This is a genomic window from Streptomyces sp. R44 (assembly GCF_041053105.1).
Lineage (GTDB): Bacteria > Actinomycetota > Actinomycetes > Streptomycetales > Streptomycetaceae > Streptomyces.
Map to the genome: position 1 here is coordinate 7,738,583 of NZ_CP163444.1, position 26,217 is coordinate 7,764,799.

The window sequence follows — 26,217 nt, forward strand, 5'->3', positions numbered from 1 at the left end:
GGCCGTACTCATGCATGCGTGGTCCCGCAAACAATCACTCGGAGACTAACATGACTGAGCACAGCGAACTGAGCGGCCTGGCGGGGGAGTTGAGGGCGGCCAAAGTGCCGCGGAGGGGGGCGCTCATCGGAGTGGGTGCCCTGCTCGTCATCCTGACCAACGCGATCATGTTCATCCTGCCACCGCTCTTGCCGGTCATCCAGGCGCAGTACGGACTCACAACGGTCTCCGCCACCATGTGGATCTTCACTCTGCTCACGTTGGGAGGAGGCGCGGGCTACATCCTGCTTCCCCGACTCGCGGATGTGTCCGGCGACCGCAACGCGTCCGTGTTCGCCTCCGGGTGTCTCACCGTCGGAGCTCTCATCCCCGCCGTGGGTGACTCGTATCCGGCCCTGCTCATCGGTTCCGCGATCATGGGCTTCGGTACCGCGGCCCAGCTGCTGCCCTTGGGCTTTCTGCGGCGGAACCTGGCGGGAGAGGGGATCGTCACGGCGGTTCGCGTGCTGGTCATCGCCACAGGAGTCGGGATTGTCGTGGGCATGATTGGCGGTGGGGTCATCGTCGAGAACCTGTCCCTGCGCACCTTCTTCTGTATCCTCGCCGCGGCGTTCGCCGCGACGACGATCGTCTCGTTCGTGGTCATCCCGCACTCCCCGCCGGCCGAGTCCGTCGGCCGCATCGGCGTGCTCGGCACGGTGTGGATGATCGCGTGGGTCGCGGCGGTGCTGCTGACGCTGACGCAGGGGCTGGTGTGGGGCAATGCGGCCGTCATTCCGCTGATCGCCGGCGTCGTCGGCGGAGTCCTGTGGGTACGTGTCGAACGCAGGTCCTCGGTGGCGGTGTTCGACGTGGCGATGCTGAAGTCGCCCCTCGTCACCGCGGCGTCCCTGTCGGTGGCGTTGTTCGGCGCTGTGAACGCGGCGTTCCTGTTGCTGCTGAGCACCTACAGCCAGGTCATTCCCGCGTACCTCCCGTCGAAGGACGCCTACGGCCTCGGACGTACCGCGCTGCAGACGGGTTGGCTCATGGTGCCCTTCGCGGTGATGTTCGTGGTGGGTGGCAAGGTGGTCGATCGACTGGTCGCCAAGGGGCGCGGTGCTTCAGTGCTGGTGATGGGTGCTCTCCTCACCGCCGCGGGGCTCGGCTGGCTTGCTCTGGCCCACGACCGCCCGTGGCACTACCTCGTCGGCGCCGGTGTGATCGGCCTCGGATGCAGCATGGGATATGCGGCCGGTTTCAGCATTGCCCAGATGGCGGTATCCGAGGAGAAAGCCGGGATGGCCGCGGGCGTGGTCGGCACCGCCATGGCGATCGGCATCGCCTTCGGGTCGGCACTGATCACCGGGGTGCTGAGCGCGTCTGTCGTCCCCGTTCCCGGAACGGACATCGAGGTCGCCGCGGAAAGCCTCTACGGCACCGGCTACTGGATCTCGGTCGGCCTGGCCATGTTGATCGTGGTCGCCGTGCTCATCTCGCGAGTGCGCAACGGCCGGCGCGTGCCCGCCGCGGCGTCCTAGATCGACCATGGTTCCGAGACGAACGCCGCAGCGTGCAGCCCCCACTCGTCCAGCTTTCCTCGGAAGATCTTCAAGAAGTCCTCGCCCGCGGGGTGCTGACCTGCGCAGGTAGACGTCTAGGGGGTGCTGGCCTGCGGCGTTGCTCCGTTCCGGGGCTGGGAGCTGCTGGGGGTGCCGGACGGCCGCCCCGTGCTCAGACTCGTCTGACGAGCTGTGCGCGGGACGGTGCGGTTCGGATGATCAGGCTGCCTTGGGCTGGGAGTCGGCGAGGTCGTTCAGGACCGCGTTGACCACGGGCCAGCACATGTCCAGGGTGTCGCGGTCCGGGGCGTGAGCCTCCCGAATCTCGGCGCGCGGATGAACAAAGTTGCGGTACTTGCGCAACTCGTGGCAGAAGCGTTCGACGTCGGCCCCGATCCAGCCGGCGTCGTGGCAGGTCTTGATCAGGGAATCCAGGCTCACCCTGTCGGGGGAGGTGCGGCCGAGCAGGGAGGCGTCGCGCTCGTGAACGACGTGGACGAGGACGCCTTCGAGGAGGCTGCCGAGCATGACGATGGCGTCCACATGGGCGCCGTTGGCGTAGCAGGTGTGGGCCTCGTCCAGGCGGTGCTGGAGGAGGTCGGCCATTTTCTGGTGGCTCCGAGGACAGGAGCGCCAGCAGCACGATGGCCATGACCACCCCAGGGAGAGCAACATCCCGTCGTAGCGGAGCCTGCTGCCGCGGCACGCGGTGGAACAGTCCGCCGTCGTCGCGGCCTCCCGCTACCTGCCCAGTGGATCCCGCGCCGGCGTGGGCGGCGACTGGTACGACGTGATCCCGCACCGCGTTGCGGGCGAACCTCCGAGCGAGCTCGACGGACTGGGGCGGGGGCGCGACCTCTACCGCTTCCGGGCCGTGCTCGAGCACTGCCAGGAGCGCGGTGACGTGCCCGGCCGTCTCCTCGGACGCGAAAGCGGCGATGTCCTCGTACCGCCACAGCTCGGGGAGCTCGCTGCGGGTGAACCGCAACATGGCGTCGACCGCCTCGTCCGTCCGAGGCCTGAGCTCCAGAGCCAGACGGCGGAAGAAGGCGTCGACATCGGTCCCCATACGGGCATTGTCCGGAAGCCAGCGGGCATCTGCCACCGGGTGAGGGAGGGGCAGGCTCCGACCCCCGGGGCGATTGCAGTTCGTGACCAATCGTGCGTAAGTTCGAAATTGATTCCACGTTGGCTTTGTTCGCACCGTCTGTCGTGCCCGCCTCTCCGACGCCCCGGCCCCACAGGCCGGCTGCGGGAGCCACCCGGGACCAGCAGAGCCTCACGCGGGCCACGGTGGGACCGGTGCTGTCACCCCATCCGTACCCTCGCTGCCCAGAGGCTTCCGGGCACTCTCGCTCCGTCCCTCTCATCCCGGCTCCGCCCAGAGGTCCGCCCGCACCAACACGTGACGACGGCCCCGACGGTGCTGCACGGCGCGTCCGGCGAATGTTTCTGGTCGTCAATACGGTGCTCCTTGCCGTAGGCGTCGTACTTTTCTGCTCCACAACGCTTTCCGGGGCCCCGTTCGCGGGCGCCTCGCGTGCGTCGCCGGGCCGCGGGTGCGGGCGCCAAGCACCGGCTGGTATTCACCGATCGGGTGGTCGCGACACTGACCCATCTGCGATGCGATCTCCCCCAAGCCGTTCTGGGTCCGCTGTTCGGGATCGACCGCTCCACGATCACCCGGGCGGTGGCGGAGATGCGTGCTCTGCTCGCGCGCCGCGGTTTTGCGGTGCCGGACCGTCCGGGCCTACGGCTGCGGACCCTCGCAGACGTCTTCGCTTACGCGCAGGCCGAAGGCGCGGCCTTGCGGCTGGATGCCACCGATTTCCAGTCCGTCGTCCGGTCGGTCACCGGGGCTGGCGGCGGGCCTTCGTGTCCGGCAAGAGGAAGCGGAACACTATGAAGGCCACCGTCGTCGCGGACGGACACGGCCGCACCCTGTGGGCCGGCAACCTCCGCCCGGGACGCATGCAGGACGCCACCGCCATCCGCGGCGAAGGCGTCGACGGCCGCTTCCGCCAGTTTTTCGACGTTCAAGTTCTACTTGCTGAAGGGTATTTGGGCTTCCGGCGGGATTGCGCCGCCCGGCGGAACCCTCCCAGACGCCTACCTCGCCATCGCCGGCCTTGTCTCCGACCGCGCCTCCACACCTGAACCAGGCCCCAGCCCAGGCCAGCGCGTCCCCACCGCAATCACGCACCAACTCGTAACCACCGGCGGGGAGATCTCAGCTGCCGTCACACGCCAGTTCGTCAGCGCTCGCAGTCACTTGACCGACCGCGGAGCACCGACGACGGACTGTTCCGGTGGCCGGTGTGGGCGTGCGAGCGCTATGTGGTGCGGAACCGCTCCCGCTCGACCTCCATGACCAGTCCCGCACCGATCAGCCGCTCCAAGTGCTGCACCGCGGTCCGCCGCTCGACCGGTCCCACGTGGGAGCCCTCGACGTCGGGACGGTAGACGAGGCGGTGTCCGGCGATCTCCTCGACGGTGCGCGGCTCGTCGAGGAACGCCAAGAGTGCCGCGTCCCGCCTCTCCACCACTCGGGCGAAGGCGTCGAGCCGTGCGGAGAACTCGCTCGCGCCCTCGATCACGCCCCTCTGGTGGGCCGTGCCGTACCACCGGACGTCGATCTCCCGGCAGCGGCCCATGGAAGCCTCGAAGTCCGCGAGGCTGCTGCCGGTGTCTCCGTAGTAGGGGCCGAACGACGTCAGGTCGATGTCCGCCACGTACAGGAAGCCGTCCGGTTCGATGAGGAAACCGCAGTGGCCCGCCGTGTGACCGGGCAGGTGGACGACGGTCACGGTGCGGCCGCCGAGGTCGAACACGGTTCCGTCGGCGAACCCCGTCGCGTCGGTCCGGTCCCGTACGTGGAATCGGTCGCGCAGTATCGCGTCGGTGTGCGCGGTGGCGTCCGGCGGGAGACCGTAACCGGTGGCCATGACCTCGCGGGAGCACAGTGCGGCGAGGTCGCCGTCGTGGATGCGGACGGGCACCTCGTAGCCGCCGAGGCCCGCGACGTGGTCCTCGTGGGCGTGGCTCACCAGGACCGCGTCCGCCGGCGGCGCCGCTCCGACGAGCGACAGCGACGGGTCGATGACCAGCGTCTCGGCAGTGCCGCGTACGAGGACGGAATTCGCGTACGGGTAGGCGCCCCGCTCGGCTCCGACGAGCACGGTGACCCCGTCGTACTTTTCTTCCGTGTACCCCGGTTTCGTCATGGTCGGTGCTCCTTCTGGTGCGGCTCTCGTGCTGGTCGGATCGGGCTTACTGGCTTGGTGAGGACAGGTCTGCCGGGCGGGACGAAGGGAACGGCCCTGCAGGCCGGCCGCGCACTACCTCTTCGCCTGCTCGTACGCGGCCCGCCGGGAACTCTGTCCGGTGCGGGCCGGCGGCCTCGTGCTGCCCAGCCAGCCGAGGAGGAACGCCGCCGGGACCGAGATCAGGCCGGTGGTGTGGAACGGGTACCAGTCGAAGGACACGTCTGGCCACAGCGCGTATGTGCTGCCGGAGACGGTGGGCGAGAAGAGGGTGAGGACGGTGCACAGGGACAGACCCCCGTACACGCACCACAGCAGCCCCCGGCGGTTGAACCCCGGCCAGAAGAAGGAGTAGATCAGCACAGGGAAGACGCAGGTCGCCGTGACGCCCAGCGAGAACGTGATCAGGAACTCGACGGGATAGCGGTGGAAGGCGGTGGAGAGCGACAGCCCTGCGACGCACAGGACGACGACAGCGGAGCGAAGCGCCCACACCTGTTGGGTGTCGGTAAGGGGGCGCCCCGCCCGGGCGAGGGCATCGTGTGTGAGGGAGACCGCGGCTGCGAAAGTCATGCTGGTCACCACCGTCAACACGGCGAGGAAGGCGACACAGGCCACAACGGTGATGATCACGACGCGTGCGGTCGATCCGTTTCCGAAGAGGCCGGAGGCGAGCAGGATCGGGGCCGCTTGGCCGTTCGCGTCGACCGCGCCGATCTGTCCGCTGCCGACCACGGCGGCCGCCGCGAAGCCGGTCGTGATCAGGAGCAGGTAGAAGACCGCGGTCAGCCCGCGCCGTATCCGCAGAACTCCGATTCCAGCAGGACGGCGTCGACGCCGTGCTCCGCGAGGCGGAGCACGGTCGCCATGCCCGCGAGTCCGCCGCCGATGACCGCGACAGAGCAGGTGAGGCTCTCCGTCAGCGACGGGCGGACGTCGGTGGGCGGATCGACCCATCCGGTGAACGTGGTGTAGGTCGTGTTCGCGGTGGCGCTCATGCGATGTCAACTCCTGTGACGGTGGTCGGGGCGACCGGGACGTGGCCTGCGTCGATCCTCTCGTCGTGAGCAGCGAAGGCGGCATACGCCCGGTAGATGACGAGCATCGCCAGGCCCCAGGTGAACAGCGCGAGGATGTAGAACCGGGTGTGGTCGGCGTCGTCGCCGGGGATTCGCCAGAAGTCGTAGACCGACGCGACGACCACGTTCAGCGCGGTGGCGCCGGCCACCCACGCGGCGTGGGCGCGCTCGCCGAACTTCCAGAGACGCCACGCGAAATAGCACAGGAAGCCAGAGGCCGCGAGTGCGGTGATCAGGAAGAACACCTTGCCCGGCGTTCCGATCTCCTCGGCGAACTCGGAGAGCAGGACCCCGAGGATCGCGGCCAGGGCGAAGGCGCCTACCTCGACTCGGGCTGTGGGCTTGTACCTGTGGGTGACGGCCAGCAATCCGAGGATCAGGATCAGCGTGAACCCGATCGAGCGCGAGAACGCGTCCAGGAAGAAGGCGATGTGGTGCATCGGGGAATGGGGACCGGCCTTGGTCACCCCATAGATCAGGAAATTTGTCCCGGATACGCCCATGATGATCCATTCGAGGCCGATCAAATAGTTGTGATGGCCTCTGATGAACTTCACACCGCAGATGAATCCGACGGCGACCATCCAGATGTCCGACGCGGCGAACAGTACGTCGCGCATGGCAGCGCCTCCTTGCGGGTGACCGTGATCTGGTGTGGCTTCCACAGTGGCGTGCCTGCGAGGACGCCCGCTACGCCGACGTGCACCCATGTGTCGCGACTGCCGCAGCACACTGCACCACGACTACGCCATAGGTGCGGCACCGCAATGACTCGGGCAGTGCACTGTGCACCACGCCGTCACGCAGGACGGGGCATTGCGGTGTAGAGCCACGGCCGCCGCGGCGGGCACCGTGGAATCACACACCGACGTGATCACCACGCAAAGACGGAAAGGCGGCGCGATGAACGCATCGAAGCACCGACCCGAGGAATTCGACATCGTCATCATCGGTGCCGGCATCTCCGGCATCGGAGCCGCGCGGTACTTCGTCGAGACGTTTCCCGGCAAACGCGTCGTCGTGTTCGAAGGGCGCGACAACATCGGCGGCACCTGGGACCTTTTCAAGTACCCCGGCATCCGATCCGATTCCGACCTGCACACCTTCGGCTACGAGTTCAAGCCCTGGAGGGACCGCGCCGCCATCGCGGAAGCCCCCAAGATCCTGAACTACCTGCGCGAGACGATCGATGAGAACGATCTGGGCGGTCTCATCCGCCTCGGGCACAGCGTGCGGCGCGCGGAATGGTCGAGCGCCGACGCGCGCTGGACGATCGACGTGCACACCGCCGACGGCGACAAGCGTGTCACCGCCAACTGGATCTTCGCAGGCACCGGGTACTACCGCTACGACGAGGGCTACACCCCGCATTTCGAGGGCCGCGAGGACTTCGCCGGCGACATCATTCACCCGCAGCACTGGCCCGAGGGCTACGACTACGCGGACAAGAAGGTCGTCGTGATCGGAAGCGGCGCGACCGCCGTGACGCTGATCCCGTCACTGCTGACCGGCGAGGGCGCCGCCGCCCACGTGACCATGCTCCAGCGCACCCCCACGTACGTGATGCCCTGGCCGAAGGTCGATTCCCTCGCGCTCCTGCTCACCCGGCTCTTCGGCGAACGCCGCGGTTACGCGATGACCCGGTTCAACAACATCTGGATCGATCGGGGCGTGGTCAAGTCGCTCCGCACGTTCCCACGCCTGGGCCGCGCACTCATCCGGCGCATCAACAAGAAGTCGCTGCCCAAGGGCTACGACGTGGACACCCACTTCAACCCGCCCTACGACCCGTGGGACCAGCGCCTGTGTCTTTCCCCCGACGGCGACTTCTTCGCCGTACTGCGCGACGGCAGCGCCTCGATCGTCACCGACCGGATCACGCGTTTCACCGAGTCGGGGATCCGGCTCGAGTCGGGCGAGCACCTCGACGCCGACGTGATCGTCACCGCGACCGGCCTCAACGTGCGCCTGCTCGGCGGCATCGACCTGGTGGTCGACGGTGCGCCGGTGAACCTCGCCGACTGCGTCGTCTACCGCGGCACCCTGCTCTCGGGGGTTCCCAACCTCGCCATCGCCATCGGCTACACGACCTCGTCGTGGACGCTGAAGATCGGCATCTTGTGCCGCTACTTCTGCAAGCTGGTCGGACACATGGACGCCTTCGGCTACGACAGCGTCGTCGTCGAGGCCGATCCCGCCATGGAGACGCGGCCGGTCATGGACCTCAGCGCGGGTTACGCGCAACGGGCCCGCGAGACCACCCCGAAGCAGGGCACGGGCACGTGGCAGATGTCGATGTCGTACCCGCAGGACGCCAAGCTGCTGCGCGGCCCCCTGCTGGACGACGCGCTCAAGTTCGGCTCCACCACTGACGAAAGTGCACCCTCGACAGCACGGGAGGCCATGCGTGCCTGACGACACCGAGGACCGCTTCTGCACCCTTCCGGGGGGCACGCGTGTCTGCTACCGAATCGACGGAGAGTCCGGCGCCCCGCCGATCCTGCTCATCGCCGGCCTCGCGGAGGACTTGACGACGTGGTCCGAGCGGTTCGTCTCCGCCCTCGCCGCGACCGGCCTCCAGGTGATCCGGATGGACAACCGGGACTGCGGCCGCTCCACCTACGCGACCACTCCACCACCGAGCACGCTCCGGCAACTGCTCGCCCGGCCCCGTCGGGACGCGTACACGCTGGCCGACATGGCGGCCGATGCCGCGCAGCTGATCGAGTACCTCGGTCTGGGGCCGGTGCACCTCGTCGGGCGCTCGTTGGGCGGGATGATCGCGCAGACCGTCGCGGCGCGGTACCCCGAACTCACCACGTCGCTCACCTCTTTGTACTCCACCACGGGCAATCCGAAGGTCGGGCAGCCGGCCGCGTCGACCATGGCGCTGCTCGCCGCCCCGCCGCCGCGGAACCGGGTGCAGGCCGTGCGTGCGCACCTTCGCATGACGGCGCATCTCGCGGGCACCGGGTTCCCGATCGACGAGGTCGAAGAAGCGGGCCACGCCGTTCAGACGTGGAGCCGCACGGCCGGCGACGGTGCGGCGGGGACCGCGCGCCAGGTCCAGGCGATCCATGCCTCGGGCGACCGGACGGCGGAGATCGCCCGCATCACGGCTCCCACCCTGGTGATCAACGGCGATCGTGACCTCATCGTCGCGCCGTCCGGGGGCGACGCCACCGCGGCCGCGATCCCGGATGCGCGGCACGTGGTGATTCCCGGGATGGGGCACCACCTGCCCGACGCGCTCGCGCTCCTCGTCACCGACCACGTCGTCGGACACCTCGAAAGGGCATCAGCATGACCGAGACACGCACCACGGACGTCGTCGTCATCGGTGCCGGGGTCTCCGGGTTGACCGCGGCGCGGCGGCTGGCGCAGGCCGGCCGGTCGGTCGTGGTGATCGAGGCCGGTGACCGGGTCGGCGGCCGCACGATGAACCTCGACGTCGCCGACGGCGTGATCACCGAAGGCGGTGGACAGTGGGTCGGACCAGGCCAGGACCGGGTCCTCTCGCTCCTGGACGAGCTGGGGCTGGAAACCTTCAAGACCCACGTCGCCGGCAAGTCGATCTACCGCCGGCGTGGCCGCTCGAAGCGGTACGACGGCCTCGTCCCGCCGCTGAGCCCGCTCGCGCTCGCCGACTTCGCCCAGTTGCAGCTGCGGCTGGAGCGGATGGCGAGGACCGTGCCGCTCGACGCCCCGTGGACCGCGCGCCGCGCCCGCTCCTGGGACGCCAGGACCTTCGGGCACTGGCTCGAGGCGAACGCGACGACCGCGGAGGCCAGGGAGATGTTCACGGTCGGCTTCTCGGTGACCAACGCCGAGGACCCGCACTCCACGTCGCTGCTGGTGCAGCTCGCGCGGATCCGGGGCTCCGGCGGAATCGAACACGCCTTCAACATCACCGGTGGGGCGCAGGAGTCACGGGTGGTCGGCGGCACGGTCCGGATCGCGGAGCGTCTGGCCGAGGATCTGGGGGACGCCGTGGTGCTCGACTCGCCCGTCGTCGAGATCGCGCAGGACGCCGACGGAGTCTCGGTCCGGTCGGCGCGGGTCGACGTCCGCGCGGACCGGGTGATCGTCGCGATGTCGCCGGCGGATGCCGCCGGGATCCGCGTCACGCCCGGCCTGCCCACCCGCCGCGTGATGCTGCAGCGTCGCTGGAGCAGCGGCGCGGAGAGCAAGCTCTTCGCCGTCTACGACCGCCCGTTCTGGCGGGAGCAGGGCCTGAGCGGCCAGGCGGTCACGGACCTGCCGGTGGCCCGGTACGTCGTCGACAACTCCCCGCCGGACGGCAGCGTCGGGATCCTGCTGACCTTCCTCGGCACCGCCGGGGCCGGGTACGGCCAGCACTGGCCCGACGCGGTCCTCGACGACCCCGCGGTGCGACGCTCTGCCTTCCTCGCCGACCTGGCTGTGCTGTTCGGGCCGCAAGCGGCCCATCCGACCGCGTACCTCGAGAAGGACTGGACGCACGAGCCGTGGATCAACGGCTGCGTCGGCTCCCGCGCCCCGGGCACGCTGACCCAGTACACGGATGCGGATCGCCGGCCGGTCGGTCGGATCCACTGGGCCGGCACAGAGACCGCGACGGTCAACCAGGGCTATTTCGACGGCGCGGTCCGCGCCGCCGAGCGCGCCGTCCAGGAGGTGCTGGACTTCGATCCCGTCAGGGTTTCCAGCCGACCCGCCGCGTAGGCATGAAGCGGGCCGCGCGGACGCCCACCTGGATATCTCACCGCCGTTGCGATGCGCGCCCCGCGGCAAACGCCTATGCGGGCACATCCGTGGGAGATCGACGCGCCGTCGCCTGCAGGCCGGTACCACTCGCTCACGCCCGAGCACGGCGAGAAGAGCGCGGGATCTCGCCGTCGGAAGCTGCCGCGTCGGAGACGCCGGCACGGAGAGCACCACTGAAGGGAGCAGTCGTCATGAGTCAGCAGCGCGAAGGGCGGGCGCAAGAGCTCACCACCGGCCTGGACCGGACCCTGGGCGTCCCTCAGATCGTCTTCATGGTCGTGGCGATGGCCGCACCGCTGACGGTCTTCGCCGGACTCATCCCGTTGATGCTCGGTTCGGGGAACGGCATCGGAACGCCGGTCGACTTCGCGATCGTCGGAGTCGTGCTCGTCCTGTTCACGATCGGGTACTCGGCGATGACCCCTGAGGTGCGCAACGCGGGTGCCTTCTACTCCTATGTCCAGCGCGGCCTCGGCACCGGCACCGGGCTGGGCGCCGCCATGCTCGCCCTGGTCACGTACACCCTCCTCATCGTCGCCGTCTCGGCGTACCTCGGGGCCGCCGCGCGCAACGTGATCGGGACCTTCTTCGGCGTCTCGGTGCCATGGTGGTGCCTCGCGGGGGCCGGGCTCGCGGCCATCGGGTACCTGGGATACCGCAACGTCGAGGTCAGCGCGCGAGTACTCGGCGCGCTGCTCATCGCGGAGGTCGGGATCGTCGCCCTCGTCGACCTCGCCATCGTGCTGCGCGGCGGCGACCACGGTCTCTCCGCGGACCCGCTGACCTGGGACGCGTTCGCCAGCGGCGCCAGCGGCACCGGGATCATGTTCGCCGTCTTCGGGTTCGTCGGCTTCGAGGCCACCGCCGTGTTCCGGTCCGAGGCCGAGGACCCCGACCGGACCATCCCGAGGGCCACCTACGTCGCGGTCGTCCTGATCGCCGTGATCTACGCCTTCTCGTCCTGGGCCATGATCAACGGCCTCGGCATCGCGCATGCCGTCGATCTCGCGGCGCGCGACCCCGAAGGACTCGCACCCGGGCTCGCCAACCGCTATCTGTCTCAAGCCGCCCACGACGTCATGCAGGTTCTCCTCGTCACCAGCTTCTTCGCCTGTGTGCTCACCGCGCACAACGTGGTGGCCCGCTACCTCTTCGCCCTCGGCCGCCAGGGCGCGCTCCCGGTCTCGCTCGGTTCCGTGCACCCCGCGCACCGGTCGCCGCACGTGGCCTCGCTGCTGACCTCCGGGCTGATCGGCCCCCTGCTCGCGGCCACGGCGATCGCCGGCCTCGATCCGGTCGTCGAGGTCTACGCCTGGTTCGGCGGTGCCGGGACCCTCGGGCTCATCGTGCTGCTGGCGCTGACCTCCGCGGCGATCGTCGTGCACTTCCGCAGGGTCCGCACGGCGACCGCATGGACGGGCACCGTCGCCCCCGCCCTGGCGCTCGGCGCGCTCGGAACGATCCTCGTACTCGTCATCGGCAACTTCGAGCTCCTGATCGGGTCGAGCACCGGAGCGAACGTCTTCCTCGCGGTCATCGTCGCGGCGTTCGTCGGCGGCCTCGCGTGGGCGGCGCTGCTGCGTCGGCGCCGACCGGACACCTACGCCGCCCTGGAATGACCGCCGCCCCCACGGTCCCACAGCACCATATACACCATCGAAAGGTACGAGAGTGACGGAAACCCCTACGGCCCCGAGGAGTCTCGTGGACCAGCGTGCGCCGGTCCGGATAGAGATCGACGACGATGCCACGCCCGTCGTCCGGCTGCTCGGCCGGACCCTGCGCGACGCGGCCCGGACCGGTCACGCCCCCGAAGTACTCGGCCGAGGCACAGGGACGGTCGCCGTCCGCTCGCACGACACCCCGCAGGCCGCCACCGTCACGCTGCACGGCGGCGTCGTCACCGTGACCGGCGGCGTCTTCGCGCCGACCGACGCCACGCTGGTCGTCGACCTCGAATCCCGTTTCGCGCCCACACAGGACCCGGAGGATGACGCGGAACTGGCCGGCGGGATGCTCCGCGCCCTACGGCCCCCGTTGCCTCCGTGGCGCGAGGCCGCCGAGCACTTCTGGGAGGTGACCCGCGGCATCCACGGCATCCCCGACGTCCTCGTCGCGGTGGCGGGGGAACCGGAAGGCCCCCAGGAGGCCAGATTCGGTGCGGGCCCCAGCACGTACCGCATGGTCGGCACGCCCGAGGCGCTGGCAGGCGTGTTCACCGGCGCCGACTACCTCCTCACCTCCCTGGAGTCCGGCCTGCGGGTCCAGGGGACGCTCTCGCAGTTGTCGGTCATGACGGCTGCCTCGTGGAAGGTTCGATTCGATGTCTGAACTCACCCGGTCGGCATCCACCAGGTCCGCTCGGACAGCACCCACGAGAGCCATCCGCTTGGAGGCCACCGGCCACGACGGGAGCTTCCTGGGGAAGACCATCACGCCGGCGAAGTTCGCGTCCGGCAAGGAGTCGGGCTTCGCCTTCGCCGACATCCTGTTCGCGATCGACCTGGGTAACGCGTTCGTGTACGGCGACGCGTTCCCGGACTGGCGCGGCAACCTCTACGACATCTCGATGATCCCCGACATGGCCACACTGGTGCAGTGGAAGCCCGGCCTCGAAGCCGTCATCGGTGACTACTGGCTACGGGACGGGCGGCCGGTGCCGATCTGTCCGCGGAACATGGTGCGCAGGCTGGTCGAGCGCCTCCAGGCCCTCGGCTACAACGCCAAGGTCGCGGTGGAGATCGAAACGACGCTGTTCGCGGAGTCCGTCCAGGAGGCGCGGGCCCGCGGGTACCGCGATCTCACCCCGCTCGGTGGAGACACCGGCGCCACGTACCACCTGGCGAGGTCGAAGGACTGGGTCGACTACATGGACGCGGTCACCGACCGGCTCGACGAGCTCGGCATCACCTGGGAGGCGTGGACCGACGAGGCCGCCCCCGGCCAGACCGAGTTGAACCTCGCGCCCAGTGATCCGGTGTCGCTCGGGGACTCCTGGGTGCGTACCAAGCAGGTGATGCGCGAAGTCGCGTTCGAGCAGGGCCGGTCGGTGACCTTCATGGCCAAGCCGACCGCCGGATTCGGACAGGGCGCGCACATCAACCTCTCGCTGCACCGGGACGGAGAGAACCAGTTCTTCGCACCCGAGGGACCGTCCGAGGTGATGCTCCAGGCCGTCGGTGGGCTGATGGCCACGATGGCGGGGAACACCCTGCTGGCGCTGCCGCAGATTACCTCGTACCGGCGCCTGGTCGACATCAGCGGCCCACCGACCACCATCAGCTGGGGCGTCAACAACAAGACCGCGGCGGTGCGGGCCATCGTCGGGCACCCCACGTACTCGCGGCTCGAGTACCGGCTTCCCGGCTCGGACGTCAACCCGTACTACGCGCTGGCCGGTGTGCTGGCCGGGGTCGTGGCCGGCATCGAACGGCGGATGCAGGCACCGCCGCAGGTCGACGACATGGCGTGGAGCCTACCGGACGACAGCGGGGTCGAGCGGATCCCGGACACGATCACGAAGGCCATCGCCGCGCTGGAAGGCGACGAGATACTTCGCGAGTACCTGGGCGAGGAGTTCGTCGACTTCTGGGTGGCGTCGCGCCGGTGGGAATGGATGGAGTTCCACACCAAGGGTGGTGACCCGTACGCCGAGCTCTCCGCGTGGGAGACCCGTCGCTACTTCGAGTTCCCGTGAGCGGCAAGCCACTGGTCGGTATCACCGGCCGCCGGTTCCAGCTGGGCCTGATCGCAGGAACGGACGACCGTCACGCCACGGCGTGCGTGGACTCGTTCATGTCCGCCTTCGCGACGCGGGTGGCGCAGGCCGGCGGGGTTCCCGTGCTCCTGCCCTACGACGCTGATCCGCTGGACGTCTGCGCGTGGGTGTCCGGGGTGGTGATCACCGGCGGGCAGGACGTGCACCCGGCCCGGTGGGGCGGCGACACCTCCGTGGTCCGCGATGTCGACCCTCGGCTCGATCCCCATGCGCACGATCCGGAACGCGACGACTACGAGTTCACCCTGGCCCGCGCCGCCATCGACCGCGGCATCCCCGTGCTGGGGGTGTGCCGAGGGATGCAGCTGCTCAACGTGGCGCTGGGCGGAACGCTCGTCGCGGACCTGCCGCCCGGCCCCGTGCCGCACTTGTCGCCGCTGGCTGCGCCCACCGACGGTGACGCCGAGCACCTCGTGACCTTCGAGCCCGGCTCGACGGCCGCGCGGCTCTTCGGCGACAGCGCCGTCACCAACTCGTGGCACCACCAGGCCGTCGACCGGTGCGGCGCGGGGCTCGTCGTCACGGGCCGCACGCCCGACGGGGTTGCGGAGGCCGTGGAGGCGCCCGGCGCGCCGATCCTCGGGGTGCAGTGGCACCCCGAGTGGATGGAACGGGACGACCCGGCCATGGCCTGGATCGTCGACGAATCGAGACAACGACAGGAGGCCGGAGCATGCCGGCTGACCCGATAACCGCGACCACGCCCAGGGACGGAACACCGGGGCGTCCCGCCGTCGCCCTCGACCTGATGGGGGAGACGCCCCGGGTACGTACCGTCACCGGCCTGCTGGCGGATGGCGCCGCCCGCACTCCCGGCGCCGAGCTGCTGAGGTTCGGCGACGCCTCGTGGACCTACGAGCAGGCTGACGCATCGTCGTCGCGGCTGGCACACCGCCTCATCGAGGCCGACGGCGTGGCGCCGGGCGACCGCGTCGCGATCATGCTGCCGAACGTCCCGCAGTGGCCGCTCACCTGGTTCGCGGTGCTCAAGGCCGGCGCCGTCGCCGTGCCCGTCAACTCGGCGTACCGAGCGGCCGACCTGGCGTTCGTGCTGCGCGACTGCGGCGCGAAAGTGATCGTCACCGACACCGAGCACCTCCCGCTGGTGCGCGAGGTGGCATCCGGCGACGACGCCCTCGCGGGCCTCCGCATCGTCGACGTCGCCGACATCCCCGACACGGGTATCCCGGCCACCGCCCCGGATGTCCCGATCACCCCGGACACGCTGGCCAACCTGCAGTACACCTCGGGCACCACCGGATTCCCGAAGGCGTGCATGCTGACCCACGACTACTGGACCCGCATCGCTCGGGACTGCGCCGCGGCCGCCGGCCTCGGCGGCGACGACGTGCTGCTCACGGCGCAGCCCTTCTCGTACATGGACCCGCAGTGGAACACGGTCCTCGCCCTGACCGCCGGCGCCCCGCTGGTGGTGCTGCCGCGGTTCTCCGCGTCGGGGTTCATGGCCGACGTACGGCGCCACCGCGTGACCTTCTGCTACGTCCTCGGAGCGATGCCCACCCTGCTGTTCAAGCAGCCGCCCACCGCCGACGACCGGGACAACCACCTGCGCGCGGTGTTCTGCTCCGCGATCCCCGCGGCGCTGCACGCCCAGCTGGAGGACCGCTGGGGCGCACCGTGGCGAGAGCTCTACGGCATGACCGAGAGCGGGATCGACCTGATCAGCCCACTCGCCGATCCCGCGGTCGTCGGGAGCGGCGGCATCGGGCGGCCCGTGCCCACCAAGCGCGTCAGGATCGTGGACGCCGACGGCGCCGAGGTCCCCGCTGGCACACCCGGCGAACTGACCGTGTCCGGAGCGCCGATGATGCTCGGCTACTGGAACCGTCCCGAGGAGACCGCGCGGGCGCTGCGGGACGGATGGCTGCGCACCGGCGATCTCGCGGTCGCCGACGACCGGGGCGAGATCCGCCTGGTGGGCCGCATCAAGGACATGGTGCGGCGCGGCGGCGAGAACGTCGCCAGCGCCGAGGTGGAGGCAGCGCTCGAAACCGACGACCGCGTCGTCGCGGCCGCGGTCGTCGCCGAGCCCGACGAGGTGCTCGGGGAGGAGCTCAAGGCATTCGTCCAGCTCGCGGCGGGCGGCACCGGCGACCGGGCGACGGCCGAGGCCATCATCGCCCGGGTCGCGGAGCGGCTCGCGCGGTTCAAAGTGCCGCGCTACGTCGAATTCGTCGCGGACTTCCCCCGGACCCCGTCGGAGCGGGTGTCCAAGCCCGCGCTCAGGGCCCGGGCGGCCGAAGCCCCCGGCACCACCTTCGACCTGCGCGACCGGACCTCATCGACCTCCGCGGCGTCGTCGGACGCGGCCCTGTCGGACACGGCGGCCGAACACGTGCTCGTCGACGTGATCCGCGAGGTCGCCGTGATCACCCTGCGGCGCCCGTCGAAGCTCAACGCGCTCACCGTCGGAATGCGGCTGCGCCTCGCCGCGCTCATCCGCGAACACGGCACCGGTGAGCGGGCCCGGGGAATCGTGATCACGGGCACGGGCCGCGCGTTCAGCGCGGGCGAGGACCTCAGCGCTCCGCCGACCACGTTCGCCGAGATGCGCGAGACCTTCGAGACCTTCCACGACGTCACCCGGGCGGTGATCGAGACCCGGGTCCCCGTGGTCGCGGCGATCAACGGGATCGCGGTGGGAGGCGCCTCGGAGATCACGCTGTGCTGCGACGCGCGGCTCGGCACGCCGCAGACCACGTTCTTCCAGCCGGAGAATGCCCGCGGCCTCACGATCTCCAACGCGTCCAGCGTGCTCCTCACCCGCATCGTCCGCAATCACGCGATGCGGATCGTCCTGGGCTCGGAGCGCATCGGCGCCGAGGAAGCACTGCGGATCGGTCTGATCGATCAGATCGTCGAACAGGACGACCTGCTGGACCGCGCGATCGACCTCGTCCACGCCTGGACACCGGAGGGCGGCAACAACACCGCCCTGCACCTGTCGCTGCTGCGTCCCTCGTCCGAAGAGATCGAACGCGCCTTCGTGCTGGAGGACGCCGCGGCCGACGCGTCGTGGAACAGCGGCGCGCTGACCGCGGGCATCGCGGGCTTCTGGAACGCGAAGAAGCCCGCCACCACGACCGGAGAGAACGAATGATCACCACCCGCGCGGCCGTGCTCACGAAGGTGGGCGAACCCCTGCGCCTGACCTACATCCACGTCGACGAGCCCGAGCCGCACGAGGTGCGGATCGCCGTCACACACGTCGGGCTGTGCCACAGCGACCTGCACTACGTTACCGGCGCCGTCTCCACCGACCTGCCGGTGGTGGTCGGTCACGAGGTGGCCGGCGTCGTCGAATCCGTCGGCCCGGCCGTCACGGACCTGCGCCCCGGCGACCACGTCACCGGCGCGCTCACCCCGTCGTGCGGCCAGTGCGCGAACTGCAACGCGGCCCGTTCGACACAGTGCCGGCGGCTCGACGAGATCCGGCGCCGCCCGCGGCCCGCGTACACCCTGCCCGACGGGACAGCGGTCGCCCGACTCGGCGACCTGGGCGCGTTCTCCGAGCACATGCTGCTGCGCGCGAACGCCGCCGTGAAGCTGCCCGACGGCGTGTCCACCCAGGTCGGCTGCCTGCTGTCGTGCTGCGTCGTCACCGGCGTCGGTGCCGTGTTCCGCGGTGCGCGGGTGCGGCCCGGCTCCACCGTGGCCGTGATCGGCTGCGGAGGCGTCGGCTCGGCCATCATCCAGGGCGCGCGGCTCGCGGGCGCGTCCGCGATCGTCGCGATCGACGTCGACGAGCAGCGGCTGCGAGCCGCCCGCGGCTACGGCGCGACCCACACCCTGAACGGCGGCGTCGACGACGTGCCCGCTGCGGTGCGCGCCCTGCTGGGCGACGGCGTCGACTACTCCTTCGAGGCCGTCGGGTCCGCCCGCACCGCGGCAACCGCCCTCGACGTGGTGCGCCCCACCGGCACGGCCTGCATCGTCGGCATCGCTCCCGAAGGCACCGAGCTGACCCTGCCCGCGTCCGACTTCTTCTTCGGCGAGAAGCGCCTGATCGGCTCGTACATGGGGTCGGGGCAGGCGCGGGAGGACATCGCCCAGTTCGCCCGGCTGTACCAGCAGGGCCGGCTGCTGCTCGACGAGATGGTCAGCGACGTCATCGACTTCGACCGGATCAACGAGGGCTTCGAGGCGATGAAGTCCGGCGAGGTGACCCGCATCGTCCTCGCCATGCCGATCCGTTCCGGCAACCCCGCCGCGGAGGAGACCCGATGAAGACCACGACACCAACAACGTCTCTTGCGCAGCCGGTGAGCTACATCGCCGGTGAGTGGGTGCGATGCCAAGAGCTCGACGCGTGGAACGTCGACCCGAACACGGGGGAGCCGGTCCACCGCACGGTGACCACATCGCCCACCGACCTGGAGCGAGCGCTGCAGCACGCGCAGCGCGCCTACGATGCGCTGGACTGGGCAGGTGACGACTTCCGGCTCATGCGGGCCGAGGCGCTCGAACGGGCCGCGGCGAACGTCGAGGAGCGGCTCGAGGAAATCGCCCGCACCGACGCGATCACGAGCGGCACGGCGATCACCGCCACCCGCAAACTCGCCGCGTTCCTCCCGGCCCGGATCCGGGCGGCCGCCGACGAGGCCCGTGGCATCCCCCGCGTCACCGCGCTCGCCGCCGGCGGGCGCGACGTCCGGCTGCACCGAGTGCCCTGGGGACCCGCCGCGATCCTCACGCCGTGGAACGGCCCCAGCTTCATCCCGGCGGCGAAGGTCGCCAGCGCGGTGGCTTCGGGCTGCCCGGTGCTGCTCAAGCCGTCCGAGCACGCCCCCGCCAGCGCGCAGGTGATCGTCGAGTGCTTCGTCGACGCCGGCCTGCCCGAGGGCGCGCTGCAGCTCGTCCACGGCACGGGCGACATCGGCGCCGCGCTCACGGCCGACCGCCGGGTGAAGGTGGTGTCCTTCACCGGCGGCCCGGGCGCCGGGCGGGCCATCGCCCGCGCCGCCGCCGAGGACTTCAAGGTCCTCCAGCTCGAACTCGGTGGCAACAACCCCGTGCTCGTGCTCGACGACGCCGACCTCGACGTGACCGCCGACGGCATCCTGACCGGCATGACGAACCTGAACGGCCAGTGGTGCGAGGGGCCGGGCAAGGTCCTGGCACCGCACCGGCTGGTGCAGCCCCTGCGGGAGGCCCTCGCGGAGCGCATCGCGCGGCTGCGGATCGGGCACTCGCTCGACGAGGAGTCCGACATCGGACCCATCGCCAACGAACCGCACCACCGGAACCTGCTCCAGCGCATCGAGGGCCTGCGCGGGCTCGGTGCCGAGATCGACCAGCCCGGGGAGCTGCCCGGCCTGGCGGGCTTCTTCCTGTCTCCCACGCTCGCCACCGGGTCCGACCCGGAACGTACGACCGCCGAGCTGTTCGGGCCCATCGTCTCCTTGCACGGCGTGGACTCGGACGAGGACGCGCTGCGCGCCGCCAACGCGCACCCGTCGGGCCTGGACGCCTACGTGTTCGGCACCGACACCGACCGCGCGATCGCGATCGGTGCCCGGATCGTGTCCGGCGAGGTGCGGGTCAACGGCGCCAAGCTCGCCGATCTCGGCGACGACTCCGCCCAGAGTTTCTGGGGCCCGTCCGGCATCGGCGGCCACGGGCCCGCGGAGTCGGTGCGGGTGTTCTGCGGAGACCGGGTCGTCGGGGTCGATTCGCCGGATCTGCCCTTGTGACCGGCCCGGAAGGAGACCGAGCCCCTCACGAGCGCCGCCGGACGTGAGGGGTTCAGTGCCGCAACTCCACGAGCATGAGTGCTGCGACCACGCTCGCGGCGTTGTCGGCAAGCGGCACCGGCAGCAGCTGGTCGGCGCGGGCCAGCCGTCGCTCGATGGTGTTGCGGTGCGTGAACATCCGCTCCGCGGCGGCGGAGCCGTTGAATCGCTCTCGGACGTAGGTCAGCACGGTCTGCCGCAGCACCGGGTCGGCAGTCGCGAGGTCGCCCAGCGTGTCGGTCACGAACTGATCGGCCTGCGCCATGTCGGCCGTGAGCACCGACACCAGCGCGACGTCCTCGTACCGGACGACCGGGCGTGCCGAGCCCATGCGCGCCAGGAGTCGTTGCGCGGCGGAGGCGTCCAGGTGACTCCGGCGGAAACCGTCGACATCCCGCCCGCAACGTCCGAACGCGACGTGGGTTCCCGGGTGGCCGGCCAGGGCGGCCACCGCCGTCTCGGCCGGCGGGACCTTGTCCGCCGGGACCCACACCCACAGCGCGGTCGTGCTCGCGTTCAGGGTGAGTCTGCAGGAGGCTCCGCACATCCTCATCACCGCCTCGGCGGTCGCGTCGAGTCCCGCGGCCTCGTCGGCGGAGTCGCTCCAGATGATCGCGGCGAGGTGACTGCCCGCCAGCGCGTACCCGAGCCGCGATTCGGCCAGCGCCCGGCCGATCGGCGCACCTTCGAGCAAGAGTTGGACGGTGGCGTGCCGCTCGGCGCTGGCGCCCCGCGCGAGGTCGGCCCGTTCCTTCTCGGCGTACTCGTCGAGCGCCGCGATCGAGTCGTCGACGAAGGTCGCCATCGACCGCTCGGACACCTTCATCACGTCACGGAGCTCGTCGACGACGGTGGTCGCGGCGAAACAGGCATCGACCCACAGCTCCCACGCCCCGTGCTGGGCGCCCCGCCACGAACCGAGGTCGTGCGTGTCCAGGCCGCGTCGCACCAGGTCGCGTGCGAACTGCAGAACCTCGGGGTCGACACACGGCCCGACCCGCATACCGGGGTCATGCAGGGTGGCCGACAGCCAATGCCTGAAATATGCCTTACCCATGTGACGGTCGGCCGCCGCGAACTGCGGGTCGTCCAACAGGGCGCGGTACTCGGCCTCCCGGTGGGCGGCGGCCACGACCCCGTCGACCGCCACGCTGGTCGAAGCCAGGAGGGACTCGGCGACGTCCCGCATCAGTTCGGCAGTACGTCGGCTCGGTCGCGGCCATCCGGAATCCACCCTCGCAATATAGCGTCGGACGGCACCGGCAGGGGCATCCTCGGCCAGGGCCCGGGCCGATGTTACCGAGGTGTGTCAGGCCCGCTGGACGGAGCGCGTACGGGTCCGGGTCGTCCTCCGGTGGCAAGCTTGGATCGGCACGCGCCCAGCCGATCTCTCCGGCCGGGATCGACGGATGACCGCACCCCCTCACGCGCAGGCCGGACGTCTGCGGACTCTCCAGGCTCCGATGCTGACCTTTTGCTGACCCTTGCTTGGAGATAGGGTGCTTGACCTGGGGTGATGCGATGCCCGCTCGGGTTGTGGTGGAACTTCGTGGGCCGCACGGACGAGGAGATCGCCGAAGCCCGCGAGGAGTGGGAGAAGGCCTCCGACCGCTTCGGCGAGGTCGACGGCTACCCGGGCGCCCGCCTCCCCGCCCCCGCCCTCCCGCACGCCCGCATCGCTCCGCGCGGGAACCCCGCGCACCGCTGACCTGAGGTTTTCTCTGCCGAGCCGATGGAGGGACGAGAGGCGCCCGGCTGCGCCTGTGGCTGTCGCCGCGACTGTGGGAGGGGGCGCATCGCAGCCCCTCCCACAGTCGCGCAGTCGGCGGGTGCACTTTTAGGCCGTGTCCTATGTGGTGAGGTGGACGAGCCGCTTGTAGCAGCAGATCGCTGTGGCGAGGCCGAGGAAGGCCAGGTAGTTGCGGGGGTGTCGTTCGTAGCGGTGGTTGAGCCGGCGGTAACCGGTCAGCCAGGACATCGTCCGCTCGATCACCCACCTGCGACGCCCGAGTCGTTCACTGGACTCGATGCCCTTGCGGGCGATGCGGACGCCGATACGTTTCCCGCGGAGCCATTTCCGCAGCTCAGGTATGTCGTAGGCCTTGTCGGCATGCAGGCGCTGGGGCTTGAAATTCCGGCCTCGATAGGGGTCGTGTTTCGTTTGGAGACCCATGATCATGGGCTTCAGCCCTTGGCTGTCATGGGTGTTGGCGGCCGAGACGCCGACAGTGAGGGGCAGTCCGTTCGCGTCCGACAGGACGTGCATCTTGGAACCCGCCTTGCCCCGGTCCACGGGGCTCGGACCGGTGAGTTCACCCCCTTTTTCGCCCTCACATGGGCGGAGTCGAGGACCGCTCGGGACAGGTCGAGCAGGCCGGCGTCGTCGAGCCGGTGCAGGATCTCCTCGTGCAGCCGGCCCCACACACCGGCCCGCGACCAGGTCAGGAACCGGCGATGGGCCGTCGACTTCGATATCCCGAAGCACGGCGGCAAAGCACGCCAGGCGCATCCGGACACCAGCACGTAGACGATCGCGGCGAACAGTGTCTCATCAGGGGTGTCCTGCGTCCCACCGCCCTGCGGCCGCACCCTGGACGGCGGGATCAGCGGCTCCGCGATCTCCCACAACCCGTCCGGAACAATCCAACTCCACGTACCCCGCCCCATGAGCAGCCCAACGACTGCCTCACCACATAGGACACGGCCTAAAGCGGTGGCCTGCCTGTTGACGAGGTCCACAACGGCCGCGGGGCACCGGGACGCGGTGGGCCTGGTGGGGGCGGAGACACGTCACGGCGGCGAGGGCTCGCCGACCGGGCGCTGGAGCCTGATCGCGCCCCGCTCGTCCGCGGGCTCTTTGAGCTTGAGGAAGTGCGGTTCCCGGCTGGCGATCAGGTTGCGGAACTCGCCGCTGTCGTCCAAGCCGCGTACGGCTTTCTCGTCGAGCCCGGTGGCCGCATGGGCCGACACGACGGGGCAGGAGAGGGATCCGTCGACGAGGAGGGCGCCATGGCCCTTGAACAGGCCTCTGACGGTGGGCGAGGCGGATAGTGATCAGCACCAGACGGTCACTGATCTCCTGCAGCAGCTCCCGCCGCCGCTTGTGCTCGGCAATCGGGTCCTCCCAGGAAGCGGCCACGATCGCAGCCTCTTCCGCCGATCGCCGGCGTCGCCGGCCGCAGTGGTGCGGGTCGAGGGCGGTGGTCAGCCGGTCGAAGGAGCGGTGGACGCGGCGGGAGAACGCGATCCTGGCGGGATGAGCACCCAGCGTCGCCACCCGCTATGGGCCAGAGTTGAACGATTTGCAGTCCCCGTCCTTGCCTCGGACAGTGCGAGTTGACCTTTGCTTTTTCTTTGCGTCCTCTGCAGTTGTGAACACTCGGCCGTAGTTAGGGTTATACGGCCGCGAGTGCAACGGGAGGGGGCACGAGTGGGCGACAAGGGCAAGATTCTTGAGATCAAGACGGCTGACCTGAAGGCGACAGCGCCAACGTTCCACGACCAGAGCGTGGCGCTCGGAACGGCTCTGGGCGCGCTTCGCGCGTCGCTGGCGAAAGCTGGGGCGGCCTGGGGGGACGATGAACCGGGACAGCAGTTCCACGACACGTACGGGCCGATCGTCGAACGGATCCAGCACTCCGCAGGCATCATCAAGGAGGGCTTGGCGAGCATCCACACGGCGATGACCGACATGGCGGACGGGCACATAGAGAACGAAGCTCTGATCGAGGCGATGTTCCGCAAGGCCGTGCCCGCGGCCCATGGAGGCCCCGACGGCTCGGGGCGCCAGGAGTGAGTGCCGGTGACGAAGTCCGGGAGATCGTCACTGACGTCACCGGAATCGAGTGGCCCGCGGGCAACGTCGGCAAACTGCGCGACATCGCGAACGCCTGGCGCACGTTCGCCGACGACATGGAGGGCATAGCGACAGCTGCCAACAAGGCGGCGCAGACGCTGATTCACAACAACTCCGGCGAGGCGATCTCCGCGTTCGCTGACCCCTTCTGGGCCCGCTACTACCACGACAAGAAGGGGTGGCTGCAGGACCTCGTCGATGGCCCCCGCTCGCTGGCGGACGGGATCGACAAGTACGCCGACGCTGTGGCCGGCGCGAAGAAGAAACTCGACCATGAGCTGGAGATCGCCGGCGCGGTCATCGTGGCCGGTACGGCCCTGGCGTTCTTCACCCTCGGCGCCACCGAGGTCGCCGCGGCGGCAGCCACTGCCACCATCGTCGAGCTGGCCGCGACCGTGGGAGTAGCTCTGACGACAGAGGTCGCCACCATCGCCGGCACCGTCTTCGCGACCGCAGCCATCGCGGGCATCGAATCCGTCACCGTCGACCTTGCTGTCGCCCAGCCGCTCAAAATCGCTGCGGGCGTTCAGACCGGTGGCCTCAACCTGGACGAGGCCCGGGACGCCGGATTCTATGGAGCCCTTACCGGCGGAGCCCTCGGCGGCGCCGGAAGGGCGTTTCAGCTTGCCCAGGAAGGCGGCGGGTTTGCTGGGCTGTTTCCGGGCCTGGCGAGTGGTATGGGTGGACCCCGTACCTCGTTTGCCGGGCTGCCCGACGGACTCCCGGCCGGCGACCCCTACACCTTTCGAACGGGGGCACCCTCCGGCGCAGGCTCGGGGCCTGGGCGAGGTCCCTGGCCGGCATCGAGCGAGTTGAAGGGGCCGGCCGCAGGCAAGGAGCTCAAACCGCCCCACGCGCGCCACACCGTTTCGGGGTCGGCCAGTGGTGAGGTGAAAGAGAACAACAGTGTCATCCTGCGGGGCCACCAGGAATCTGTTTCCCAGGACATAGCCGACCTCGCCAGCGGTAAGGGGACGTACGTCAAGGAACTCGACCGCTATGAGGTGAACGGGCGGACCTATGGTGTAGAAGACTCAGGAAGGGTCTATCCCGACTCCGGTCCAGGCATCGTGAAGCTCGACAGAAACGAGTACGCAGCCCTGCAGCAGGTAGCCAAGGCGAAGGGGGACATCAGCGCCGCACCGCAGCTGACCAGGAACCCGCGTTTCACCAACAACCCAGGCATCGTCGAGAAAGCCCTGGCCATCTACAACGGGACGTATCCGTGACATACAACCTCCTTACCGTCGGCGCCGTCAGCCCCGAGGCCATGGGCGTCGCACTTGCCGGAAGCCTTGGTATCGCGGTCGGTGACGTGGATGTGGCCGATCCCGACGGCGACCCCGACCTGCGGAACTGGGATGCGCCCGTCTCGTGCGAACACCGCGCAGTCCACGGTGATGTCGCGTGGTCGCTGGACATCTACGTCCAGGGCGAAGCGGCTGATCAGCCGCTCGAGTCCGAGCTCGCCGCGGCGTTTGCGAAGGCGGCCACGACGACCGTCCTGTACCCCGCAGCCGAAGCAATCCCGAGCGCCTATTGGGCAGTGACGCCGGACGGCCTTCTCACGCGTGTCCGGCTCGAACTCTCCGACGACGAGCCCCCTCTCTACGAGGTCACCGCCGTCGAGGCGCCGGTGCCGCAGCTGCCCCGGGCGATCGTGACGAGGTTTGCCGAGATCGTGCGGGAACAAAAGCCGGACACTCCGGTGGCCGAGGCCTTTGCGGCATCGGTTGAGCAGGTGCGGGAAGCAGCCTCGGGCCTGGCGCGGCTTGCCTGGGACGACGACACGGGCAGTCCCGTCTGGTCCGCCAAGGACAACCTGGTCGTATGGGAGCGAGTCATCAGGCAGCTGGAATCCGGGTGGGCGCCATCAGGGTGGTATCCGGCCGACCTCTATCGAGAACGGTTGGAAGCCCGCGACGAGCTTGCTGGCATCGGTGCCCGGCTGCCTCGTGAGGTCACCGAGCTGCTTGACAAGGCTCTGGAGGAACTGGACAGCCGGTTTGCTGCGGCAACAGCTGAAGACGCGTCGGGGAGCCTTCGCAGGGAGCTGACCGGGGCGACTGAACAGACCTCGGTCGGCTGGTGGTGGCATCGCCGCCCGGATCCCACGCCGTGGAGGCAGGCCTGACCTCGTGCAGGCCGATCTGACCTTGCCTTTACGGCAACGGTGCAGGCCCGGTGCGCGACGGGAATCG

22 protein-coding genes and 2 pseudogenes are annotated in these 26,217 nt (G+C 69.7%); 16 read left to right on the plus strand and 8 right to left on the minus strand.

Translation table 11 applies throughout. The features are described from left to right. Window positions 1–50: 50 nt before the first annotated feature. Window positions 51–1,520 carry an MFS transporter gene (locus tag AB5J54_RS35940; RefSeq protein WP_369148113.1) on the plus strand — a complete coding sequence of 490 codons (1,470 nt, stop codon included), beginning with the start codon at window positions 51–53 and terminating at the stop codon, window positions 1,518–1,520. Between the two features lie 240 nt (window positions 1,521–1,760). Here the strand turns inward: AB5J54_RS35940 and AB5J54_RS35945 are convergent, their stop codons facing one another. Further along, entirely contained in the window at window positions 1,761–2,147 is a 387-nt protein-coding gene (locus tag AB5J54_RS35945; RefSeq protein WP_369148114.1) for a hypothetical protein, read from the minus strand. A 937-nt stretch (window positions 2,148–3,084) separates the two neighbouring features. Here AB5J54_RS35945 and AB5J54_RS35950 point away from each other — a divergent pair. Continuing rightward, window positions 3,085–3,620, plus strand: a pseudogene (locus AB5J54_RS35950) (transposase family protein); the annotation flags it as partial. Window positions 3,621–3,874: 254 nt separating this feature from the next. Here AB5J54_RS35950 and AB5J54_RS35955 read toward each other — a convergent pair. The 4 genes from AB5J54_RS35955 to AB5J54_RS35970 form a co-directional block, all read right to left on the minus strand. Next, window positions 3,875–4,765 carry an MBL fold metallo-hydrolase gene (locus AB5J54_RS35955; protein WP_369148115.1) on the minus strand — a complete coding sequence of 297 codons (891 nt, stop codon included), beginning with the start codon at window positions 4,763–4,765 and terminating at the stop codon, window positions 3,875–3,877. A gap of 114 nt (window positions 4,766–4,879) precedes the next feature. After that, window positions 4,880–5,539 (minus strand): hypothetical protein, encoded by a 660-nt coding sequence (locus tag AB5J54_RS35960; RefSeq protein ID WP_369148116.1) that lies wholly within the window; start codon window positions 5,537–5,539, stop codon window positions 4,880–4,882. Window positions 5,540–5,589: 50 nt separating this feature from the next. Further along, window positions 5,590–5,802, minus strand: a complete 213-nt coding sequence (locus AB5J54_RS35965; RefSeq protein ID WP_369148117.1) for an FAD-dependent monooxygenase — start codon at window positions 5,800–5,802, stop codon at window positions 5,590–5,592. Continuing rightward, entirely contained in the window at window positions 5,799–6,503 is a 705-nt protein-coding gene (locus tag AB5J54_RS35970; protein ID WP_369148119.1) for a transporter, read from the minus strand. Before AB5J54_RS35970 ends, AB5J54_RS35965 begins: the two co-directional genes overlap by 4 nt. 166 nt (window positions 6,504–6,669) lie before the next feature. Between AB5J54_RS35970 and AB5J54_RS35975 the strand changes: the two genes are divergently transcribed. The 10 genes from AB5J54_RS35975 (at window position 6,670) to AB5J54_RS36020 (ending at window position 20,121) form a co-directional block, all read left to right on the plus strand. After that, window positions 6,670–8,298 (plus strand): flavin-containing monooxygenase, encoded by a 1,629-nt coding sequence (locus AB5J54_RS35975; RefSeq protein WP_369148121.1) that lies wholly within the window; start codon window positions 6,670–6,672, stop codon window positions 8,296–8,298. Then, the gene (locus AB5J54_RS35980; RefSeq protein WP_369148122.1) at window positions 8,291–9,190 is read left to right on the plus strand and encodes an alpha/beta fold hydrolase; all 900 of its coding nucleotides are present in this window, start codon (window positions 8,291–8,293) and stop codon (window positions 9,188–9,190) included. Before AB5J54_RS35975 ends, AB5J54_RS35980 begins: the two co-directional genes overlap by 8 nt. Beyond that, window positions 9,187–10,587, plus strand: coding sequence for a flavin monoamine oxidase family protein (locus tag AB5J54_RS35985; protein WP_369148123.1), 1,401 nt, complete (start codon window positions 9,187–9,189; stop codon window positions 10,585–10,587). Before AB5J54_RS35980 ends, AB5J54_RS35985 begins: the two co-directional genes overlap by 4 nt. A gap of 233 nt (window positions 10,588–10,820) precedes the next feature. Beyond that, window positions 10,821–12,248, plus strand: a complete 1,428-nt coding sequence (locus AB5J54_RS35990) for an APC family permease (protein WP_369148124.1) — start codon at window positions 10,821–10,823, stop codon at window positions 12,246–12,248. Between the two features lie 85 nt (window positions 12,249–12,333). Then, window positions 12,334–12,960, plus strand: coding sequence for a hypothetical protein (locus tag AB5J54_RS35995; RefSeq protein WP_369148126.1), 627 nt, complete (start codon window positions 12,334–12,336; stop codon window positions 12,958–12,960). Window positions 12,961–13,018: 58 nt separating this feature from the next. After that, window positions 13,019–14,326, plus strand: coding sequence for a glutamine synthetase family protein (locus tag AB5J54_RS36000; protein WP_369148128.1), 1,308 nt, complete (start codon window positions 13,019–13,021; stop codon window positions 14,324–14,326). After that, entirely contained in the window at window positions 14,323–15,099 is a 777-nt protein-coding gene (locus AB5J54_RS36005) for a gamma-glutamyl-gamma-aminobutyrate hydrolase family protein (RefSeq protein ID WP_369148130.1), read from the plus strand. Before AB5J54_RS36000 ends, AB5J54_RS36005 begins: the two co-directional genes overlap by 4 nt. Next, complete coding sequence (locus tag AB5J54_RS36010; RefSeq protein ID WP_369148131.1) at window positions 15,081–17,528, plus strand: AMP-binding protein; 2,448 nt, start codon at window positions 15,081–15,083, stop codon at window positions 17,526–17,528. Before AB5J54_RS36005 ends, AB5J54_RS36010 begins: the two co-directional genes overlap by 19 nt. Then, complete coding sequence (locus tag AB5J54_RS36015) at window positions 17,525–18,655, plus strand: Zn-dependent alcohol dehydrogenase (protein ID WP_369148132.1); 1,131 nt, start codon at window positions 17,525–17,527, stop codon at window positions 18,653–18,655. Before AB5J54_RS36010 ends, AB5J54_RS36015 begins: the two co-directional genes overlap by 4 nt. Beyond that, window positions 18,652–20,121, plus strand: a complete 1,470-nt coding sequence (locus tag AB5J54_RS36020) for an aldehyde dehydrogenase (protein ID WP_369148133.1) — start codon at window positions 18,652–18,654, stop codon at window positions 20,119–20,121. The genes AB5J54_RS36015 and AB5J54_RS36020 overlap by 4 nt, the downstream gene beginning before the upstream one ends. Window positions 20,122–20,173: 52 nt before the next feature. Here the strand turns inward: AB5J54_RS36020 and AB5J54_RS36025 are convergent, their stop codons facing one another. Then, the gene (locus AB5J54_RS36025) at window positions 20,174–21,349 is read right to left on the minus strand and encodes a helix-turn-helix domain-containing protein (protein WP_369148134.1); all 1,176 of its coding nucleotides are present in this window, start codon (window positions 21,347–21,349) and stop codon (window positions 20,174–20,176) included. Between the two features lie 339 nt (window positions 21,350–21,688). Here AB5J54_RS36025 and AB5J54_RS36030 point away from each other — a divergent pair. After that, window positions 21,689–21,868: pseudogene (locus AB5J54_RS36030) on the plus strand (pirin family protein); the annotation flags it as partial. Window positions 21,869–22,009: 141 nt separating this feature from the next. Here AB5J54_RS36030 and AB5J54_RS36035 read toward each other — a convergent pair. Further along, window positions 22,010–22,827, minus strand: a protein-coding gene (locus AB5J54_RS36035) for an IS5 family transposase (protein ID WP_369149568.1) whose coding sequence is annotated in 2 segments (ribosomal slippage) — window positions 22,010–22,485 and window positions 22,485–22,827 — 819 coding nt in all. Because the reading frame shifts where the segments join, the coding sequence is not laid out codon by codon here. Window positions 22,828–22,950: 123 nt separating this feature from the next. Continuing rightward, entirely contained in the window at window positions 22,951–23,130 is a 180-nt protein-coding gene (locus AB5J54_RS36040) for a hypothetical protein (RefSeq protein WP_369148135.1), read from the minus strand. 460 nt (window positions 23,131–23,590) lie between these two features. On the opposite strand from AB5J54_RS36040, the gene AB5J54_RS36045 reads away from it, so the two are divergent. From AB5J54_RS36045 to AB5J54_RS36055, 3 genes are read left to right on the plus strand one after another with little or no spacing between them, the layout of a single operon-like run. Continuing rightward, window positions 23,591–23,956, plus strand: a complete 366-nt coding sequence (locus AB5J54_RS36045) for a hypothetical protein (protein WP_369148136.1) — start codon at window positions 23,591–23,593, stop codon at window positions 23,954–23,956. Then, window positions 23,953–25,245, plus strand: coding sequence for a hypothetical protein (locus AB5J54_RS36050; RefSeq protein ID WP_369148137.1), 1,293 nt, complete (start codon window positions 23,953–23,955; stop codon window positions 25,243–25,245). Before AB5J54_RS36045 ends, AB5J54_RS36050 begins: the two co-directional genes overlap by 4 nt. After that, a complete protein-coding gene (locus tag AB5J54_RS36055; RefSeq protein WP_369148138.1) occupies window positions 25,242–26,150 on the plus strand; it encodes a hypothetical protein in 909 nt (302 codons plus the stop codon). The genes AB5J54_RS36050 and AB5J54_RS36055 overlap by 4 nt, the downstream gene beginning before the upstream one ends. Window positions 26,151–26,217: the final 67 nt, after the last annotated feature.